This is a genomic window from Paraburkholderia unamae, assembly GCF_003268775.1.
In the GTDB taxonomy this organism is placed as follows: domain Bacteria; phylum Pseudomonadota; class Gammaproteobacteria; order Burkholderiales; family Burkholderiaceae; genus Paraburkholderia; species Paraburkholderia unamae.
On the sequence record NZ_QLSU01000012.1, the window covers coordinates 83,613 to 102,092 of the forward strand.

Genomic DNA, 18,480 nt, shown 5'->3' on the forward strand with positions numbered 1-18,480 from the left:
GGATTCAGGAAAGCAAGGAGAGACACCATGGCCGCAAACGCCCAGTTCCATTGGGAAGATCCGCTGTTGCTCGACCAGCAGCTCACCGAGGACGAGCGCATGGTGCGCGACGCCGCCGCCGCCTACTCGCAAGACAAGCTTGCGCCGCGCGTGCTGGAAGCGTTCCGCCACGAGAAAACGGACGCGTCGATCTTCCGCGAAATGGGCGAAGTCGGTCTGCTCGGCCCGACGATTCCCGAGCAATACGGCGGCCCCGGCCTCAACTACGTCGCCTATGGTCTGATCGCACGCGAAGTCGAGCGGATCGACTCGGGCTATCGCTCGATGATGTCGGTGCAGTCATCGCTCGTGATGGTGCCGATCTACGAATTCGGCTCGGAAGCGCAAAAGCAGAAGTACCTGCCGAAGCTCGCGAGCGGTGAATGGATCGGCTGCTTCGGCCTCACGGAGCCGAACCACGGCTCGGACCCGGGCAGCATGGTCACGCGCGCGAAGAAGGTGAACGGCGGCTTCTCGCTCTCGGGCGCGAAGATGTGGATCACGAACTCGCCGATCGCCGACGTGTTCGTCGTCTGGGCGAAGCTCGAGGAAGACGGCAAGGACGACATCCGCGGCTTCATCCTGGAAAAGGGCTGGAAGGGTCTCTCGGCCCCGGCCATCCACGGCAAGGTGGGCCTGCGCGCCTCGATCACCGGCGAGATCGTGCTCGACGAGGTGTTCGTGCCGGAAGAGAACATCATGCCGGGCGTGAAGGGCCTGCGCGGTCCGTTCACCTGCCTGAACTCGGCACGCTACGGCATCGCCTGGGGCGCGCTCGGCGCCGCGGAATCCTGCTGGCACACGGCGCGTCAGTACGTGCTCGACCGCAAGCAGTTCGGCCGCCCGCTCGCCGCCAACCAGCTGATCCAGAAAAAGCTCGCCGACATGCAGACGGAAATCACGCTCGGCCTGCAAGGCTGCCTGCGTCTGGGCCGCATGAAGGACGAAGGCACGGCCGCCGTCGAGATCACCTCGATCATGAAGCGCAACTCGTGCGGCAAGTCGCTCGACATCGCGCGTCTCGCGCGCGACATGCTGGGCGGCAACGGCATCTCCGACGAGTTCGGCGTGGCGCGCCACCTCGTGAACCTCGAAGTGGTGAACACGTACGAAGGCACGCACGACATTCACGCGCTGATCCTGGGCCGCGCGCAAACGGGCATTCAGGCGTTCTTCTGATCGTCCCCCTGCCTCGCGCCGCCTGCGCATGAAAAAACGCCGCACGATTCGTTTCGTGCGGCGTTTTTTTTTCGGCTTCAGCCGTGCAGCTTACTTGTTCGGCTGCGGCGTCATGCGCAGATACGGACGCAGCGCCTTGTAGCCCTTCGGGAACTTCTGCTTGATGACCTCTTCGTCCTTCAGCGACGGCACGATCACGACGTCATCGCCCTGCTTCCAGTTGCCGGGCGTGGCGACCTGGTAGTGGTCGGTGAGTTGCAGCGAGTCGATCACGCGCAGCACTTCGTCGAAGTTGCGGCCCGTGCTCGCCGGGTACGTGATGATGAGACGCACCTTCTTGTTCGGGTCGATCACGAACAGCGAGCGCACGGTGAGCGTCTCGTTCGCGTTCGGGTGAATCATGTCGTACAGCGTGGAGACCTTGCGGTCGCCGTCGGCCAGAATCGGGAAGCCGACGTTCGCCGCCTGCGTCTCGTTGATGTCCTTGATCCACTCGTTGTGCGATTCGGCGTTATCCACGGAGAGCGCGATCGTCTTCACATTGCGCTTCTCGAATTCGTCCTTGAGCTTCGCGGTCAGGCCAAGCTCGGTCGTGCAGACCGGCGTGAAGTCGGCCGGGTGCGAGAACAGCACGCCCCAGCTGTTGCCAAGCCATTCATGAAACTTGATACGGCCAATGCTCGAATCCTGATCGAAGTCGGGTGCGATATCGCCAAGACGTAGACTCATGGTGGGCTTCCTTTGTACGAGGTGTGAACGCGTTTTGAACGCGCTCTGAACGAATCCGGGCGCACGGCCCGATGATCCAGTGGACGTTTACATACTCAAGCATACAGGTCGCGCTCGTGCCCCGCTAACGAACATCGCCTCACACCGGTATGCGTTTTTGTCATTTTGAGCCATCATGTGGAAACTTTGGGTGCCGGATCAACTCAATACGTCTCATCGCGCGCATGTCTTTGTGCGCTTAATCCAGACACTTTCCCGTGCGCCTTCGCAGGAACGGATCGTGCGAATTCGGCTCGTGACTGCGCGTCACGCTTGCCAGCGCCCGTATCTTTGTTACGATTCACGCGTGATGTGACACGATGGGAGCCAGTCAATGTCAGAAGTCAACAAGGAGAGGCTGATGTCCGATATCAAAACCGTCCTCGCGGATGCAGAGGACCTGCTCAAGCAGGCAGCGAGCGCTACGGGCGAGCGCGCGTCGGAGTTGCGCGAAACGGCACTCTCGCGTCTGAAACAGGCAAAAGAGAAAGCCGCCGACGTCCAGGTGGTCGTGGTCGAGAAAGGCAAGAAAGCGGCGCGCGCCACCGACGACTACGTGCACGAGCATCCGTGGGCATCGATCGGCATCGCTGCCGGCGTGGGCGTGCTGGTCGGTCTGCTGATCAACCGCAAGTAAGCGCCCGCCAGCGCCGCCGTACGGCGCGCGGTCGCTGAACCGCGCGCCATACGCACGAGAAGCCGTCTCGGGGCCGCTAACGCCCGGATGGCTTCTCGCCTACGCTGAGCGCCGCTTCGCCCACCGGTCTCGCCGGGCGACGCCGCCGGCCGTTTTTTCTCGCGCCTTGCTCGCGCACTCGCCTGCGCAACCTGCCCTCGCCATGACGACAGACACCCAATCGCAGCGCCACGAACACGGACCCTTGCGCCGGCTGCTCAGCTCTGCGTTCGCGATGCTTCAAACGCGTCTCGAGCTGATAGGCATCGAACTCGCCGAAGAGAAGGACCGGTTGATCGCCGTGCTGTTCCTCGGCCTCGCGGCGATGATGCTCGCCTTGCTCGCGCTCGTCGCGCTCACCGCGCTCGTTGCCATCGCGTTCTGGGACACGTGGCGCTGGCAAGCGCTTGCCTGCATTACGGCCGTCTACGCGATCGCAGCGATCGTCTGCGCCATGAAGGCGCGAGCAGGGCTGCGCAATGCGCCGCTCGTCTTCCAGGCGACGCTAGAGGAATTCGAAAAAGACCGCGAAATCCTGCGCAAACCCTAGCCGGCCGGGCTTGCGATGCCTGCCGGAAGCTTGATGCCCCGGCACCCACCGCGCGCCCGCACAGCGCCCTTCGATCCGCCTGTGATCCCGCCTTCGACCTGATAGCCGCGAGCCGACGCCATGAGCCAACCCCGACCGGACACCTCCTTTCGCCCCAACCGCATTCGCTCGCACGACCTTTCTACGCCGCAACTGCGCGCGTTGCGCAAGGAACTGCTGCTCGTGCGCGCCGCTGTCGAGCGCGCCGAAATGTCCGAATCGATCGTCGAACTCCGCTCGGCGGTCACCAATTTCAGCTGGCTGCGCTTCGTGGTGCCCGGCTTCAGCCGCTCTGGGTCCGGCGGCGGCGGCGTGGGCGCCGGTCTCGGCAATCTGCTCAAGCAATATCCGCTGCTCAGTTCGCTCGTCTCGCTCATCGTTGCCAAGCCGCTGCGCACGAGCCTCGTTAGCGCCGCGCGCCCCGTCATCAAGTGGGGCGGACTCGCCTTCACGGCATGGGAGGCGTACCGCGTGTGGCAGCAGGTGCGACGCCAGCGCGGCGCGGCGCCTGGCCGCGCTTCCCGCAATTCATCCGACGAAGACGATCTCACCGGCTGATCCGCTCGCGGCTCGTCTGCCTCCCCGCGCCGCTCATCGATCCTTCCAGCACGTCTGCACAACCGCCTCGGCTGCGCTGCCGCCCACGCCCTGATTGCGGCGCACGCCTGTGGCGTCGAGCACGTACGCGCCGCAAGCGTCGTCGCGCATCGGTCCGGTTTCCACGGGCTCGGCCGCGATCGCGTAGCCCCCGTTGGAGTCGTCGGCAGGCATGAGGCGCAGGCGGTAAACCGGCGCGCCCGTTGACGGCGACTGATCGAATCCTGCCGGCAGCGTTCCGGTCGAAGCGCTCTGCGTGTCGACGAACTGCGCCGCGCGGTAAAGCGCCGCCACGGCGTCGACGCGGTGCCCGCGTGCGATCTGCGCGTGCCACGACGGCAACGCGAAGGCCGCAACCACGGCCGCCACCGCGAGCGCAACGACCAGTTCGAGCAGCGTGAACGCGCGGTGCCGGTAGTTTTTCACCATGCCTCCTCCACTCGTCAAAACGGCCGCGCAACGACCTGCCGCCAATGGCGCTCGATGTGCCTTGCGTCGCCTGTGTCGTCGAAGATCAACTGCGCCTGTAGCCAGCTTTGCGCCTGTTCGGACGCGCCGAAGCCGCGCGCGGTGACGAGATACGCACGCGCCAGTGGACGGCTGTCGATACGCCACGCCTCGGCCAGGCACTGCGGCGGCCGGGCCGATCCCGGCCACGCGGCAACAGGCGTGAGCGCCTGGCGCTCGAAGGTGTCTTGCCGCCGCCAGGCTTGCGGCTCGCCGGATTGCGTCGCGGCGACGGGTGCGCTCATCGAGCCATTCGCCAACTCACGCGCGCAGAGTACGAGCGCGGCTTCGGCGGCATGAAAGGCGCGCAGATGATCGACGACGGCGTCGGCGTTGCGTGCCTCGAGCAGCGCCGCCTCGAACGAGGCCGCCGAACTCACCAGCATCATCGAGACGATGAGCAGCACGACCGGCAACGCCATACCGCGCTGTGCGGGCCGACTGAAGCGCAGATGCATACGGGCCAACGTCATGACGCCGCCAGCGCCGCATTGCGCAGCACGATGTGCCGCCAGAACGCCTGCCGCGCCCGCCCGTCTGCGCCGAGCCCCTGCGCGCCCTCGCAATCGACATAGTGCGTGCGCCGGGGAAAAGCGCCGCCGCGCACCAGCACGCACAGATCGACGGCGACGACCGAGGCCCACTGATCGCGCGCAAGCACCGACGCATCGACCGGCTGCGCCGCACCCGCCGTCCAGTAACGCAACCGCAAGCGCTCCACGCCCTCGACGAGCGGCTGCGCCGTGCCAACCTTGCCCGAGCCTTCGCAGTAGAGTTCGGGCTCGCCGGTCGATGCGCTCGCCTTGACGTGATAGCGATTCACGATCTCGCTACCGGCCGCACCCGCCGCCTGACCGAGGCAGTCCGTGACCTGGCCGTTCGCGGCGGGCCACGTCGATACGCCGTCGCCCTGGTAGCGCACCGCGAGCCCGTCCGAGCGGCCCGATAGCGATTCGCAGGCAAGCGCGGCGTCCGCGCCCACCGGCCGCCCAGCCGTGCAACCGAAGATCGCCGGGCCGGCAAGCGGCACGCGCGTATCGGCGGCGACGAACCCGGCCATCTGGATCTGCTCGCCCATCAGCAGCAACGCGTTCATGCCTGCCTCGTGAATGCGCGCGGCATCGCTCGCATACGCGAACGCCTGACGCTGCGACCGGTAGGCCGCCAGCGCGCCAAGCGTCACCACGAGGCCGAGCGCCACGGCAATCGTCAGTTCGAGAAGCGTGTGGCCAGCGCCTCGACGCGCCAGGGTGAGCTTCGGTTTCATCGCAGGAACGCCAGCGCTACGCAGTCGCGTCCCGCCGGGACCGCGACGTCAAGACACGGCTGCGCCCGCGCAGCCGCAGCCGCGCCCGAGGCCGCTGCGAACTGCGTGGCAAGCCAGGTGGCGCTCGCGATCGACACTTCGCCTGCGCTGCTCGATGTGGCGAGGCGCCCTTCTGGCACGATGGATGTCGACAGCGCCTTCCATCGATCCGTGGCCGCGCCCGTCACCGCCGTCGCGCGTGCGGCTTCGGCAAGCGCGGCGGCGGCGAAAACGGCGCGCTCGCGCGCCGCTGCCAACTGCGCATGGCGAGCCAAACCGAATTGCGTGCTCATCAAGCCAAGACCGCTCATCGCCATGATGCCAAGCGCGATGGCGACTTCGAGCAGCGTCGATCCACGCTCGCCAGCAATGCCTGCCCACCTCATGACGCCCCCGCGCACGCACCGTCGCTAATCCGCGCCCGGCCGCCCGCCGCGATGCGTATGCAGCGCCGCCATCGCGCGCCGCGCTGTGCCGCCGAAGCGGCGCGCGGCGCGACCTCGATATTGCGCAGACTGCCAATGGTCTGCCCCGCCGGCGGCGTAAACGTAATGGCGGTGAGCCCGGACGCCACCGCAATCGCGTCGAGCGCCGGCTGCACGCGCAGCGGCACGTAGGCGCCGCCTCGCTCGAACATGACGGCCCAGCCGCACGACCAGTCGGCAAGACCCGACGGGCACGCCTTCGCCGCCGCAAGACAGTTGCGCGCCGCGTCGACACGGCAAACGGTAATGCGCGCCTTGCGCCGGATCGCTTCGTTGCGCGCATAGGCGAGCGTGCCGAGCATCGCATTGGCGCGCGCATCGACCTGGTCGCGCACGCGCCAGGCGGTAAAAACGGGGGTGGACAGGGTCGCGCCGATCGCCAGCAAGACGATGACGACCATCGCTTCGATGAGCGTGAATCCTCCGCATTTCATCAGCAATCCTTAATTTGAATGGATTGCCATCAATCTACGGACGAATGCGAAACGAAACAATTAGCCGAACGGCTAGCTGGTGCGCGCGACGCCGACTCGCGAGAATGCAAGCATCACGACAGCGGCAGGGAACAGGAGGAAAAGCTATGCGAACGCGCTCAGCGCTTTTTCGCGGGAACAGCAGGCGTGGCGGCGGCGCCGGTGCGGCGGAATTCCTCGATCACGTCCTCGAATTCGGAAACGTCTTCGAAGCGTCGGTACACCGAAGCAAAACGTACGAACGCGACCTTGTCGAGTTCGCGCAATTCGCCCATCACGAGCTCGCCAAGGCGCTCGCTGCGCACTTCGCGCTCGCCGCTACCGAGCAGTTGATACTCGATGCGGGCAACCGCCGCGTCGATCGCGTCGGCTGCAACGGGCCGCTTGCGCAGCGCCAGTTGCATGCTCGCCATGATCTTGCGGCGGTCGAACTCCGTGCGGCTGCCGTCCTTTTTGACGATGGCCGGCATCGCCAGCTCGACCCGCTCGTACGTCGTGAAACGCTTGTCGCAGGCCGGGCAGCGGCGGCGGCGCCGGATCGCGGCGCCGTCTTCGGACACGCGCGAGTCGACGACCTGCGTGTCTTCGTGCCGGCAAAAGGGGCAGCGCATACTGGCTTAGCGGTAAACCGGGAAGCGCTTCGTCAGCTCGGCGACCTGCGCCTTCACGCGCTCGATCGTCGCTGCGTCTTCCGGATTGTCGAGCACGTCGGCAATCAGGTTGCCCACCTGCTCGGCTTCCTTCACGCCGAAGCCGCGCGTCGTCATCGCCGGCGAACCCAGACGGATACCGCTCGTCACGAACGGCTTTTCCGGGTCGTTCGGGATCGCGTTCTTGTTCACCGTGATGTGCGCGGAGCCGAGCACGGCTTCCGCTGCCTTGCCGGTGATGTTCTTCGCACGCAGGTCGACCAGCATCACGTGGCTTTCCGTGCGGCCCGAGACGATGCGCAGACCGCGCTTGACCAGGGTTTCGGCCAGCACGCGCGCGTTTTCGACCACTTGCTGCTGATAGGTCTTGAATTCCGGCGCGAGCGCTTCCTTGAACGCCACGGCCTTGCCCGCGATCACGTGCATGAGCGGACCGCCCTGGATGCCCGGGAAGATCGCCGAGTTGATCTGCTTCTCGAATTCGGCCTTCATCAGGATCACGCCGCCGCGCGGGCCGCGCAGGCTCTTGTGCGTGGTCGTGGTGACGAAGTCGGCGTGCGGCACCGGGTTCGGGTAGACGCCCGCGGCGATCAGGCCTGCGTAGTGCGCCATGTCGACCATGAAGTACGCGCCAACGGCCTTGGCAACCTTGGAGATGCGCTCGAAGTCGATACGCAGCGCGAATGCCGACGCACCGGCGATGATCAGCTTCGGCTTGGTTTCGTGCGCGCGCTTTTCGAGCGCTTCGTAGTCGATGTCTTCGTTGGCGTCGAGGCCGTAGCTCACCACGTTGAACCACTTGCCGCTCATGTTGAGCGCCATGCCGTGCGTGAGGTGACCGCCTTCGGCGAGGCTCATGCCCATGATCGTGTCGCCCGGCTTGAGCACGGCGAAGAACACGCCCTGGTTGGCCTGCGAGCCCGAGTTCGGCTGAACGTTCGCGGCTTCGGCGCCGAACAGTTGCTTCACGCGGTCGATCGCGAGCTGCTCGACGATATCCACGTATTCGCAGCCGCCGTAATAGCGCTTACCGGGGTAGCCTTCGGCGTACTTGTTGGTGAGCTGCGAGCCCTGAGCGGCCATGACCGCGGGCGAGGTGTAGTTTTCCGACGCGATGAGCTCGATGTGCTCTTCCTGGCGGCGGTTTTCGAGTTCGATCGCCTTGAAGAGTTCGGGATCGACGTTGGCGTTGGTGCTTTCGGCTCTGTCAAACATACGGATTCCGTTAAGTGTGTTCAGGTTGACCGGGTCTCGCGCGGAACGCGTAGCGGGTACGCGGCGCTGCTGGCAAAGAGGCCAGCCTTGACGTGGCGGAAGGAGGCGCCGCACACGCGAGGCAGGACAGCCATGGCCCATCAAGGCCCAGCAGCGCTAATGAAAGCGCGCGAAAATCGGCTGCCCAGGCGAACGGCAAAACGGCACCCTGCGCTTCACGGTGGGTCGTTCCACCTTGAGTCCCCAATAGCCGGCTTGCAGCCGCCACTTCGGAACCCTATCGCCAGTCACGCAGGGATTGAGCGCGTTAGTGTATTGGAACGGCAGGGAATAGGCAACCGCCCGCGCAACGCCTTGACGGGCGCGGGTTGCGGCGCGAACGACGGTACGAACTGCGGGGTGAGCGATGGCGTCAACGGCGGCGTCAACGGCGGCGTGAACTGCGGTGTGAACTGCTGCACGAACGACGGCCCGGTCGCCAAAGCGCCGCCGGTCGCCAAAGCGCCGCCGGCCGCCATGCGCACCGCGCGCGTTCTGTCCCTTCCTTGCCGCAACGCGGCATTGGAAGTAGGCTTTCCCCTTTCCTCGCCTACCACCGACCAGGGAGCCACCATGATCGTTTTCGTCACCGGCGCGTCCGCCGGCTTCGGCGCCGCCATCGCCCGCGCCTTTGTAAAGGGCGGCCATCGCGTCGTCGCCACCGCGCGTCGCAAGGACCGCCTCGACGCCCTCGCCGCCGAACTCGGCGACGCCCTCCTGCCCATCGAACTCGACGTGCGCGACCGCGCGGCGGTCGAAGCCGCACCCGGCGCGCTGCCGCCCGAGTTCGCAGGCGTCGACGTGCTCGTCAACAACGCCGGGCTCGCGCTCGGCGTGGAGCCGGCGCAGAAGGCCGACCTCGACGAGTGGGAGACCATGATTGACACCAACTGCACGGGTCTGGTGCAGGTTACCCACGCGTTCCTGCCCGGCATGATCGCGCGCAACCGCGGCCACATCTTCAATCTCGGGTCGGTGGCGGGCCGCTGGCCGTATGCGGGCGGCAACGTCTATGGCGCGACCAAGGCCTTCGTGCGCCAGTTCAGCCTGAACCTGCGCGCCGACCTTGCGGGCACCGCGCTGCGCGTGACCGACATCGAGCCGGGCCTGTGCGGCGGCACCGAATTCTCGAACGTGCGCTTTCGCGGCGACGACGACAAGGCGGCCAACGTCTACAAGGACGTGCAGCCGCTCACGGCAGAGGACATCGCCGACTCGATCTACTGGATCGCCACGCGCCCGGCCCACGTCAATATCAACACGATCGAGCTGATGCCCGTCGCCCAGTCTTTCGCCGGACTGAGCATCCATCGCGGCTAAAATCTGCTTACGTTTTTCTTACTTATGTCAGTCGTACGAAAGACGCGAAAGACGTAGAAGCTGCGCGTTCCGGTAGAATGCGCGGCATGGAAAATTGCACCAGCAAGCCGGACGAGGAGTCATCCCCGGCCGGCCGCGATTTCACGTGGCCAGTGCGGGTCTACTACGAAGACACCGACGCCGGCGGCATCGTGTTTTACGCGAATTACCTCAAGTTTTTCGAGCGAGCGCGCACCGAATGGCTGCGCGCGTGCGGCGTCGACCAGCGTCGGCTCGCCGAGGAAACGGGCGTGCTTTTTGTCGTGCGCAGCACCGCGCTCGACTACCGCGCGCCCGCGCGTCTCGACGAAGTCGTCACGACCGTGAGCCGAGTCGAAAAACTCGGCCGTGCCTCGGTCGACTTCATGCAGGAGGCGTGGCGCGACGGCACGCTGCTCGTCACGGGCGTCATCCGCGTTGCCTGCGTCGACGGCCGGGCCATGCGTCCCGCCCCCATTCCAGCCCACGTTCATGCAGCCTTGCAACGTGGACCGCAGAAAGACCTGCACGCCGTGTCAACGGCAGTGCAGTAATTACCGTTGATACGACGCCAGTGAACTCGCGCCGGTCAATGCAGGACCAAGCAGGGTTCGGCCGCGGCGGCGCGAAAGCTTCCCAAACGCCTACAGGAAGCCTCGCGTTGTCTTGCAGCCGCTCGCCCCTTCCGGGACGTCACAACGAACCTATATGAACACTACACAAGATCTGTCGATCATTTCTCTCGTTCTTAATGCGAGCATACTGGCACAGGCGGTGATGGGGCTTCTTCTGCTCATGTCGCTGATTTCCTGGACCTTCATCTTCCGCAAGTGGTTCGCGATCCGCCGGGCGCGCACCCAGACCGAGCGCTTCGAGCGCGACTTCTGGTCGGGCGGCGACCTGCAAGCGCTCTATCAGAGCGCGGCGAACAACCGTCACACGATCGGTGCGCTCGAGCGTATCTTTGAATCGGGCATGCGCGAATTCCTGAAGGCGAAAGAAAAACGCCTGAACGATCCGGGCGCCGTGCTCGACGGCGCGCGCCGCGCCATGCGCGCGGCTTTCCAGCGCGAAATGGACGCACTTGAGGCGAACCTCTCGTTTCTCGCCTCGGTCGGCTCGGTGAGCCCGTACATCGGTCTCTTCGGCACGGTCTGGGGGATCATGAATGCGTTCCGCGGCCTCGCGAACGTGCAGCAGGCCACGCTCGCGAACGTCGCGCCCGGCATTGCCGAAGCGCTGACGGCGACCGCGATCGGTCTGTTCGCCGCCATTCCGGCGGTGGTCGCGTACAACAGCTACGCCCACGACATCGACCGTCTCGCGATTCGCTTCGAAACCTTCATCGAAGAATTTTCGAACATCCTGCAACGTCAGGCCCACTAATCTTCCGCAGTCAGCAAGGAGTCGAAGATGGGAGGCTCAGTCCGTTCGAGCATGCGAGGCAGCCGCTCGCGCCGCGCGATGGCCGATATCAACGTCGTGCCGTATATCGACGTGATGCTGGTGTTGCTCGTGATCTTCATGGTGACGGCGCCGCTCGTCGCGCCGTCCATTGTCAACCTGCCCACCGTGGGCGGGGCTTCGCAACAGCAGCAGGTTCCACCGGTCGTGGTCAATATTCGCCCCGACGGCAATCTGAGCGTACGCTATAAGGACGATTCCGGCGCCACGCAGCAGGAAAACATGACGCGCGCCGATCTCAATGGCTTCGTTGCCGATCGCGAGCAAAGCCATCCCGACCAGCCCGTCGTGATCGCGGCCGACAAGTCCGTCAAGTACGAGACGGTGATGAACGTGATGTCCGACCTGAAGGCGCATGGCGTCAAACGTGTCGGACTGCTCGTCAAATCGCAATGATCCGCAAGAACGATTCGTATCCGCTGCAACCTCCACGCGAGCGTGGCACGGGACGTGCTGTCGCGCTCGCGGTGCTCATGCACCTGCTGCTCGGTCTGTTCCTGTATCACGGCATCCATTGGCAGAACAGCACGCCGGCGGGCGAAGAAGCGGAACTCTGGACCGAGGTGCCGGACCTGTCGACGCCGAAGCCGTTGCCGCCGCCCGCGCCAGTGGCCCCGACCCCTGCCCCGCCGCCGCCGCAAACCGAGGACGCCGACATCGCGCTGCAACAGCAAAAGCGTAAGCAGCAGGAAGCGGCACGCGAGGCGCAACTGGCCGAGCAGCAGCGCCTGAAGCAGCAGCAGGAAGCGGAGGCGAAGCGCCAGCAGCAGCTTGCGGCCCAGCAGGCCGCGCAACTGGCCGCGCAGCAAAAGGCGCAGAAGCTCAAGCAGCAGCAACAGCAGCAGCAGGAGCAACAACAGGCCGCGGCTGAAAAGCAGAAGCAGCAGGAACAGCAGCAAGAAGCGCTCAAGAAGCAGCAGCAAGAAGATCAGCAGAAGCAGGCGAAGCTCGACGCGCAGAAGAAGGCCGACGCCGAAAAGGCGGCCAAGGCGAAGGCCCAGGCCGACGCCCAGGCGAAGAAGCTCGACGCGGAACGCCGCGCCCGCATCGCGCAGATGCAAGGCTCGATGGGCGGCGGTGAAGGTTCGAGCGGCAACGGTCTGGCGAAGAGCGGCACGGGCAGCGGCTCGGGCGGCAATGCGACTTCGCCGGGCTATGCGGACAAGGTGCGCCGGCGTGTGCGTCCGAACATCGTGTGGGCGGGCGAAACGTCCGGTCTCGAAACGGAGATTTCGGTGCGTTGCTCGCCGACGGGCACGCTGCTTTCGGCGTCGATCACGCGCAGCAGCGGCAACGCGTCGTGGGACGATGCTGCATTGCGCGCGGTCCAGCGCTCGGATCCGATGCCGGTCGATACTGACGGCAAGACGCCTTCGAGCTTCAAGATCACCTTGCGCCCGGCAGGCTAAGGGCTGCCATAAGATGCAGAAAGGTTGACGAAAGCCGGCACGCGGCGGCAGACCAAGGAACGATTCGAACGAATTCGGGTCAGTCTGCTGTTGCGTGGTGTCACAAAAATCGCTTTTTCAGGAAACAGTACAGCATGAGTTTGATGACGAAGCTTGGCCTGCGAACCCTCGTCGCGTCCTGCCTGATTACGGCTGGCGGCGCAGCGAACGCACAACTCAACGTCCTCGTCACCGGCGTGGGCTCCACCCAGTTCCCCATCGCCACGGCAAACTTCGCCGGCGAAGCGAATTCTCCCCAACAGGTCGCGGCTATCGTGCGCGCCGACCTTCAGCGCAGCGGCAAATTCACGAACATCGACGCGGGCAGCGCGCCGATCTCGGAAAACGACTCGGTCGACCTCGGCAGCTGGAAGGCCAAGGGCGCGAATGCGTTCGTCGCGGGCAGCGTGAACAAGCTCGCCAACGGCCAGTACGAAGTGCGCTTCAAGCTCTACGACACCGTGAAGGGCGAAAGCCTCGGCGGCCTCGTGCTCACGAGCCCCGCGAGCGGCTTGCGCATGAGCGCCCACAAGGTCGCGGACTACATCTATCAGAAACTGCTCGGCGATCGGGGTGTGTTCGCCACACGTCTGTCGTACGTGATTCGCACGGGCGGCCGTTATCAATTGCAGATTTCGGACTCCGACGGACAAGACGCGCACATTGCGCTCTCGAGCCCCGAGCCGATCATCTCGCCGGCCTGGTCGCCTGACGGCACCAAGGTCGCTTACGTATCTTTCGAAAAGAAAAAACCGATCGTCTACGTGCATGACCTGCCTACGGGTCGCCGTGTGGTCATCTCCGACCAGAAGGGCAACAATTCGGCGCCCGCCTGGTCACCGGATGGACGCACGCTTGCCGTCGCACTGTCGCGCACGGGCAACACGCAGATCTTCGCCGTCAATGCCGACGGCTCCGGCCTGCGCCGCCTCACGCAAGGCACGACGATCGATACCGAACCCACCTACTCTCCTGACGGACGCTCGATTTACTTCACGAGCGACCGCGGCGGCCAGCCACAGATCTACAAGATGCCGGCCCAGGGCGAAAGCACCGGAGCAGCACAACGCGTGACGTTCTCCGGTAACTACAATACGAGCCCGCGGGTCAGCCCGGACGGCAAGCAACTGGCGTACATCTCACGCACGGGCGGCGGATTTAAGCTGTACATTCAAGATCTGCAATCCGGTGTCGCCACAGCGCTCACTGACACGACACATGACGAATCGCCGAGCTTCGCGGCGAACGGTCAGTACATTCTTTACGCCACTCAGGTGAACGGCCGTGGCGTGCTGGCTGCTGTATCGACCGATGGTCGTACTCGGCAAATCCTGTCCGTTCAGGGCGGCGTCGTACGCGAGCCGTCCTGGGGTCCTTTTATGCAATAACACTTCAGGAGAGCAAAAATGATGTCGAAGAAAATCCGCCTGGCTTTGGCCGTCTTGATGATCGGCGCACTGGCAGCATGCAAGTCGGGCGTCAAGGAAGAAAACCAGAACGCCGGCGCGATGAGCACCCAACCGAACCCGAACGCGGTTGCCCAGGTGAACGTCGACGAACTGAACAACCCGAACAGCCCGCTCGCCAAGCGCAGCGTGTACTTCGATTTCGACAGCTACGCCGTCAAGGACGACTACCAGTCGCTGCTGCAAGCGCACGCGCAATACCTCAAGACGCACCCGGAACGTCACGTCCTGATCCAGGGCAACACCGACGAGCGCGGCACGAGCGAATACAACCTGGCGCTGGGCCAGAAGCGTGCTGAAGCCGTCCGTCGCGCCCTCTCGCTGATGGGCGTGCCCGACTCGCAGATGGAAGCTGTCAGCCTCGGTAAGGAAAAGCCGGTCGCAACGGGCCACGACGAAGCATCGTGGGCGCAAAACCGCCGTGCTGACCTCGTGTATCAACAGTAATTGAGTATTGGATGAAGGGGCGTATGTCGCACCGTTTCTCCCTGCTGCGGACTGCCGCAGCCGCCTGCGTGGCCGGCGTCGCCTTTTCGGCGCTGCCGGCCCACGCGGGTCTCTTCGATGACGATCAGGCGCGCCAGGCGATCCTCGACCTGCGCGCGAAAACGGACAGCCTGGCGACCCAGTTGTCCGCCGCCCAGCGCACGATCCTCGACCAGTCCAACCACATCGACCAGCTCAACCAGCAGGTCGCCACGTTGCGCGGACAGGACGAGGACATGGCGAACCAGTTGGCGACCCTGCAAAAGCAACAGAAGGACTACTACACGGATCTCGACACGCGGCTCAAGAAGTTCGAACCGCAGCAGGAGACCGTGGACGGCGTGCAAGGCACGGTTCAGCCGGGTGAAATGGAAACGTTCAACGCCGCTTCGCAGCAGTTCCGCAACGGCGACTTCAAGAACGCGGCCACGTCGTTCCGTAGTTTCATCTCGAAGTTCCCGCAGAGTCCTTATCAGCCGACCGCGCAGTACTGGCTCGGCAACGCGCTTTACGCGCTGAAGGACTACAAGGGGTCGACCGCGACTTGGCAGAACCTGGTCAGCAAGTACCCGCAACATCCGCGCGCCCCCGAGGCGCTGCTGGCGATTGCGAACAATCAGATCGAGCAAGGGCAAAAGGCTGCGGCCAAGCGCACGCTCGAGCAGATCGTTTCGCAGTACGGCAGCTCGGACGTTGCCCAGACGGCGCAGAGCAAGCTCTCCCAGCTCAAATAAGCGCTGCTGGCTGGTTTTGGCGTCACGCGGAGCAGGCTTGCCGGTTGCCGCTGCCGCGACATGCGCCTCTCGCGTGTAAGGAAGGCCCGGGGCACGACGTGTCCCGGGCTTTTTCAATCGGCTTTGTGACGGGTATGGTTGACACTTCAGCCATGTCTCGCTATAATCCCGCTTCTCTTTTGGGTCGTTAGCTCAGCTGGTAGAGCAGCGGACTTTTAATCCGTTGGTCACAGGTTCGAATCCCGTACGGCCTACCACCTACCCTTCTTGGGCAGGTTAAAGAGGAAAATCAAGCACTTTCGAGCAATCGGAGTGCTTTTTTTTCGTCCATAGCGTCCGTCGACCGGGCGTCAAAAACTGGTCTTTGCCGGAAATCTGCCGGAACGGAAGAATCCAGATCGAGCGAACTTCAACTTCGCGTGGATTCTGAAATGGCCTACATCAAGCAACGCGGCAACTATTGGCGCGTCGAAGTCCGACGACGAGGTTACAAGCCGGCATACCGCACATTCGACACCAAGCAACAGGCCCAGCAATGGGCACGGCGCATCGAGACCGAGATCGATGCAGGAAGCTATATCGACCGAACCGAGGCCGAACGCACAACGCTACGAGAAGCACTCGACCGCTACGCGACGGAAATCGTCCCTGCAAAGCGCTATCCGCAACAGGAAAGGACACGGATCGCGCGCTGGAAACAACACGAGCTTGCCCATCGACCGTTGGCGAGCCTATTGTTGGTCGTTAGGGGCCTTTAAGCTGCGTAAGTAGCCGAGTCGCATCGTGAGCCACCGTTGGTTTCTAGTACGGATGCTCCAAGACGTTCCGTAGTTGCGCGATCTTTCTAACCACTCGCGGAGCCAACAAGCCCAACTCTTTGAGCTTATCGAGCCGCTCCGGAAAGTTGCGCGGCTCGGGCAACGCAAGCGCGTGCAGTAACCGAAAGATCTGACAATCAATCGCTCTTTTTGAGTTTGTGAGACTGTTCACAAGACCACGCGGCCCACCAAGCCGCAAGTCCTTTTCGGCGAAAAGCAAATAGTGTTCGGGATGCAAGGGCGTGGAATACTTCAGCGTGTTTAACGCTTTCGGGTCCACTATTGGGCGCTTCCATGGCGCTACTAATTGGTCGAGATATTCCCGTAAGATTTGCGTGCTCAAAGAAGGCCCCGGCGTTACCTACGAATTGTTCGGTTCACCGACGTCCCCAATGCGGTTCAACTCTATGAAATGCGCTGCACCACCGCGCTTTCTGGGCGGACGACACGCCGCACCGGGAAGGGGCGAACTGGCGAGCGCACACCCGTCATCAATTGAAGCACGCGGCCGCCCGAGATCAGCGCCCCAGTTCAATGATGGAGTCAATTAGTTCCGCTCCGCCTTCGACGTCCTCATGCCCAACAAAGCGCGCAACCTCCATGTGCCCATCCCGAAACACATCAATCTCGATCCGTTGACCGACTACAGCGATGGATACGAGAACGCTCTCGGACCGATGCCGCCCGAGGGTGTAGTGGATCCTTGCTGCATCGAGTTTTTCCAGCAGCGTGAACAATGTGTGGTCCATGCCTAACTCCTATTTTTTGAAACGTCCGTCATTAAGCAACTTGAGCGCCTTGCGGGCATCTTTCACACCATCCTGTGCATCGCCCTGGATTTCGTTCAAAGTCGAGTTCAGGTATTGACCTGGAAACTCGCGCAATACGGAACCTTTGCATTCGGCAGAGATGATGTCACAGGCATACGTGCTTCCACGATCGTTGGCTGCCACATCGACAACGCCTTGGCCGAGCGCGTCCGGCTCATACGAAAACGGCTGCGCATCGCCGAGCGGCGTCGAATCGCCACCCGCGTCGCCGATGAGGTACTCCTCGCCCGCGCTATCATCCTCGGCATGATCATTGTCCGCAGCGACGTCGCCGCCGAGCAACGTGCCTGCCGCCGCCTCGACCGAATCTAACCAATCAAACTTGCCACCGGTGCTCGATCTGGCGGCACTACTCGCAGCGGCGGCCGCCCTTACCTTGATCGGCACGTATGGCGTGCGATCAATCGCTCGCCCGAACTCGTCAAGTGGGACGAGTTCGCCAGTATTCAGCACGCCGTAGACGGTTGGCTTCGGGTCAGGCGCGCGCTTTGGCCAGCTTTGCGGTGCGTAGGACCGGCCCACTCGCCGACTACCGCGCCATGTCCGGTCGATTGCCGGAATAACCCGCCCGTCGCGTACCGCGTCGCGGAGGATGCGCCTCACACCTTCGCCGTCGACCGGTGCAGACAGACCCGAGATCCTCAGGTGTTCCCTGATGAACGCAATATAGGCGCCAAAATCGCTACAGGCGCGCGCCGCTCGGCGGCTGGTGCCAACCCGGAAGTACCGGTCGAAGTCACGCTGGTCCTGTTCGATCTGCTCCTCGCGCTCCTTGCGTGCTTTCTGACGCTCCTCATACGAGAGCTTCCAGCCGCGATCAACGTCATCCACGTCACGAATAGGAACGAGCGAGCATTGCCAATCGCTCGTCAGCGGCACAAACAGGGCGTTGTACGAATACCCCCACTCAGGAAGCGACATGTCCCATCCCTATCGATCTGAGGTTGGTATATCTAGCACGCAGCAAGGCAGCGGACTTTGCGGTAAGTAAGACTCCAGTGAATTGATGCGGAACGAATGCAGCCGGTGAAGCTTCGCGAGATATTGGGTCCCGATGCCACTCAAACACACCTGCGACGAAAAAACGGCGTTTCAACGGCAGTGGCACACGTTCCGTTCGCGCAAAAAACCATCGACCCGAGGCGGCCCACGGTGGGCGTGACCTGCGTATCACGCGCCGCGAATCCCTTACTGGACAAAGCTAAGCGGCTGTTTACCAAGCAGGAAGTAACCACGCTGGTTACCACGGAAGCCGTGGGTTTTCACCTCACAATTGTCACTTTCTCCGCATCTGCGACCGTTAATCCGTTGGTCACAGGTTCGAATCCCGTACGGCCTACCAAAGCATCAAACAAAAAGCCCAGTCTTCGGAC

General features: G+C 63.6%; 23 protein-coding genes, 1 tRNA gene and 1 riboswitch. Of the genes, 14 read left to right on the forward strand and 10 right to left on the reverse strand.

Annotated elements, in window-relative coordinates; genetic code table 11:
* The first annotated feature begins 27 nt into the window (after positions 1–27).
* Positions 28–1,218 (forward strand): acyl-CoA dehydrogenase, encoded by a 1,191-nt coding sequence (locus tag C7401_RS20675; protein WP_112173260.1) that lies wholly within the window; start codon positions 28–30, stop codon positions 1,216–1,218.
* A gap of 90 nt (positions 1,219–1,308) precedes the next feature.
* Here the strand turns inward: C7401_RS20675 and C7401_RS20680 are convergent, their stop codons facing one another.
* Complete coding sequence (locus tag C7401_RS20680) at positions 1,309–1,947, reverse strand: peroxiredoxin (RefSeq protein WP_112173261.1); 639 nt, start codon at positions 1,945–1,947, stop codon at positions 1,309–1,311.
* 373 nt (positions 1,948–2,320) lie between these two features.
* On the opposite strand from C7401_RS20680, the gene C7401_RS20685 reads away from it, so the two are divergent.
* The 3 genes from C7401_RS20685 to C7401_RS20695 all read left to right on the forward strand — a co-directional run bounded on the left by C7401_RS20685 (position 2,321) and on the right by C7401_RS20695 (position 3,809).
* Entirely contained in the window at positions 2,321–2,623 is a 303-nt protein-coding gene (locus tag C7401_RS20685) for an ElaB/YgaM/YqjD family protein (RefSeq protein ID WP_007584918.1), read from the forward strand.
* A gap of 202 nt (positions 2,624–2,825) precedes the next feature.
* On the forward strand, positions 2,826–3,212 hold the full coding sequence (locus tag C7401_RS20690; RefSeq protein ID WP_112173262.1) for a phage holin family protein: 387 nt from the start codon (positions 2,826–2,828) through the stop codon (positions 3,210–3,212).
* Positions 3,213–3,332: 120 nt separating this feature from the next.
* Positions 3,333–3,809, forward strand: coding sequence for a DUF3318 domain-containing protein (locus tag C7401_RS20695; protein WP_112173263.1), 477 nt, complete (start codon positions 3,333–3,335; stop codon positions 3,807–3,809).
* Between the two features lie 33 nt (positions 3,810–3,842).
* Here the strand turns inward: C7401_RS20695 and C7401_RS20700 are convergent, their stop codons facing one another.
* The 7 genes from C7401_RS20700 to glyA all read right to left on the reverse strand — a co-directional run bounded on the left by C7401_RS20700 (position 3,843) and on the right by glyA (position 8,484).
* Entirely contained in the window at positions 3,843–4,274 is a 432-nt protein-coding gene (locus tag C7401_RS20700) for a type IV pilin protein (protein WP_373864450.1), read from the reverse strand.
* 17 nt (positions 4,275–4,291) lie between these two features.
* Positions 4,292–4,828, reverse strand: a complete 537-nt coding sequence (locus C7401_RS20705) for a pilus assembly PilX family protein (RefSeq protein WP_112173265.1) — start codon at positions 4,826–4,828, stop codon at positions 4,292–4,294.
* On the reverse strand, positions 4,825–5,622 hold the full coding sequence (locus C7401_RS20710; RefSeq protein WP_112173266.1) for a PilW family protein: 798 nt from the start codon (positions 5,620–5,622) through the stop codon (positions 4,825–4,827). Before C7401_RS20710 ends, C7401_RS20705 begins: the two co-directional genes overlap by 4 nt.
* A complete protein-coding gene (locus tag C7401_RS20715; RefSeq protein WP_146757962.1) occupies positions 5,619–6,047 on the reverse strand; it encodes a type IV pilus modification PilV family protein in 429 nt (142 codons plus the stop codon). Before C7401_RS20715 ends, C7401_RS20710 begins: the two co-directional genes overlap by 4 nt.
* Positions 6,044–6,580: a GspH/FimT family pseudopilin gene (locus C7401_RS20720; RefSeq protein ID WP_112173268.1), complete on the reverse strand. Its 537-nt coding sequence runs from the start codon at positions 6,578–6,580 to the stop codon at positions 6,044–6,046. Before C7401_RS20720 ends, C7401_RS20715 begins: the two co-directional genes overlap by 4 nt.
* A 158-nt stretch (positions 6,581–6,738) precedes the next feature.
* The gene (gene nrdR, locus C7401_RS20725) at positions 6,739–7,230 is read right to left on the reverse strand and encodes a transcriptional regulator NrdR (protein ID WP_112173269.1); all 492 of its coding nucleotides are present in this window, start codon (positions 7,228–7,230) and stop codon (positions 6,739–6,741) included.
* 6 nt (positions 7,231–7,236) lie between these two features.
* Entirely contained in the window at positions 7,237–8,484 is a 1,248-nt protein-coding gene (glyA, locus tag C7401_RS20730) for a serine hydroxymethyltransferase (protein ID WP_112173270.1), read from the reverse strand.
* Positions 8,485–8,659: 175 nt separating this feature from the next.
* A riboswitch (ZMP/ZTP riboswitch) is annotated at positions 8,660–8,785 on the reverse strand.
* A gap of 311 nt (positions 8,786–9,096) precedes the next feature.
* Between glyA and ydfG the strand changes: the two genes are divergently transcribed.
* From ydfG to C7401_RS20780, 10 genes are all read left to right on the forward strand, one after another.
* Positions 9,097–9,843 carry a bifunctional NADP-dependent 3-hydroxy acid dehydrogenase/3-hydroxypropionate dehydrogenase YdfG gene (gene ydfG / locus C7401_RS20735; RefSeq protein ID WP_112173417.1) on the forward strand — a complete coding sequence of 249 codons (747 nt, stop codon included), beginning with the start codon at positions 9,097–9,099 and terminating at the stop codon, positions 9,841–9,843.
* Between the two features lie 77 nt (positions 9,844–9,920).
* Positions 9,921–10,415 carry a tol-pal system-associated acyl-CoA thioesterase gene (ybgC, locus tag C7401_RS20740; protein WP_112173271.1) on the forward strand — a complete coding sequence of 165 codons (495 nt, stop codon included), beginning with the start codon at positions 9,921–9,923 and terminating at the stop codon, positions 10,413–10,415.
* Between the two features lie 154 nt (positions 10,416–10,569).
* Entirely contained in the window at positions 10,570–11,247 is a 678-nt protein-coding gene (gene tolQ / locus C7401_RS20745; RefSeq protein WP_112173272.1) for a protein TolQ, read from the forward strand.
* 27 nt (positions 11,248–11,274) lie between these two features.
* On the forward strand, positions 11,275–11,721 hold the full coding sequence (gene tolR, locus C7401_RS20750; protein WP_112173273.1) for a protein TolR: 447 nt from the start codon (positions 11,275–11,277) through the stop codon (positions 11,719–11,721).
* Positions 11,718–12,734, forward strand: coding sequence for a cell envelope integrity protein TolA (tolA, locus tag C7401_RS20755; protein WP_112173274.1), 1,017 nt, complete (start codon positions 11,718–11,720; stop codon positions 12,732–12,734). The genes tolR and tolA overlap by 4 nt, the downstream gene beginning before the upstream one ends.
* 134 nt (positions 12,735–12,868) lie before the next feature.
* Positions 12,869–14,161: a Tol-Pal system beta propeller repeat protein TolB gene (gene tolB, locus C7401_RS20760; RefSeq protein ID WP_112173275.1), complete on the forward strand. Its 1,293-nt coding sequence runs from the start codon at positions 12,869–12,871 to the stop codon at positions 14,159–14,161.
* A gap of 18 nt (positions 14,162–14,179) precedes the next feature.
* Positions 14,180–14,686, forward strand: a complete 507-nt coding sequence (pal, locus tag C7401_RS20765; protein ID WP_112173276.1) for a peptidoglycan-associated lipoprotein Pal — start codon at positions 14,180–14,182, stop codon at positions 14,684–14,686.
* 23 nt (positions 14,687–14,709) lie between these two features.
* A complete protein-coding gene (gene ybgF / locus C7401_RS20770; RefSeq protein WP_112173277.1) occupies positions 14,710–15,459 on the forward strand; it encodes a tol-pal system protein YbgF in 750 nt (249 codons plus the stop codon).
* A 181-nt stretch (positions 15,460–15,640) separates the two neighbouring features.
* Positions 15,641–15,716 (forward strand) — tRNA-Lys (locus C7401_RS20775).
* A 174-nt stretch (positions 15,717–15,890) separates the two neighbouring features.
* A complete protein-coding gene (locus tag C7401_RS20780) occupies positions 15,891–16,217 on the forward strand; it encodes a hypothetical protein (protein WP_181565640.1) in 327 nt (108 codons plus the stop codon).
* A 578-nt stretch (positions 16,218–16,795) separates the two neighbouring features.
* Here the strand turns inward: C7401_RS20780 and C7401_RS20790 are convergent.
* Together C7401_RS20790 and C7401_RS20795 are read right to left on the reverse strand one after the other, a co-directional pair.
* Complete coding sequence (locus C7401_RS20790) at positions 16,796–17,026, reverse strand: hypothetical protein (RefSeq protein WP_258397173.1); 231 nt, start codon at positions 17,024–17,026, stop codon at positions 16,796–16,798.
* Positions 17,027–17,035: 9 nt separating this feature from the next.
* Positions 17,036–18,028 carry a hypothetical protein gene (locus C7401_RS20795; RefSeq protein WP_112173279.1) on the reverse strand — a complete coding sequence of 331 codons (993 nt, stop codon included), beginning with the start codon at positions 18,026–18,028 and terminating at the stop codon, positions 17,036–17,038.
* Between the last annotated feature and the right edge of the window lie 452 nt (positions 18,029–18,480).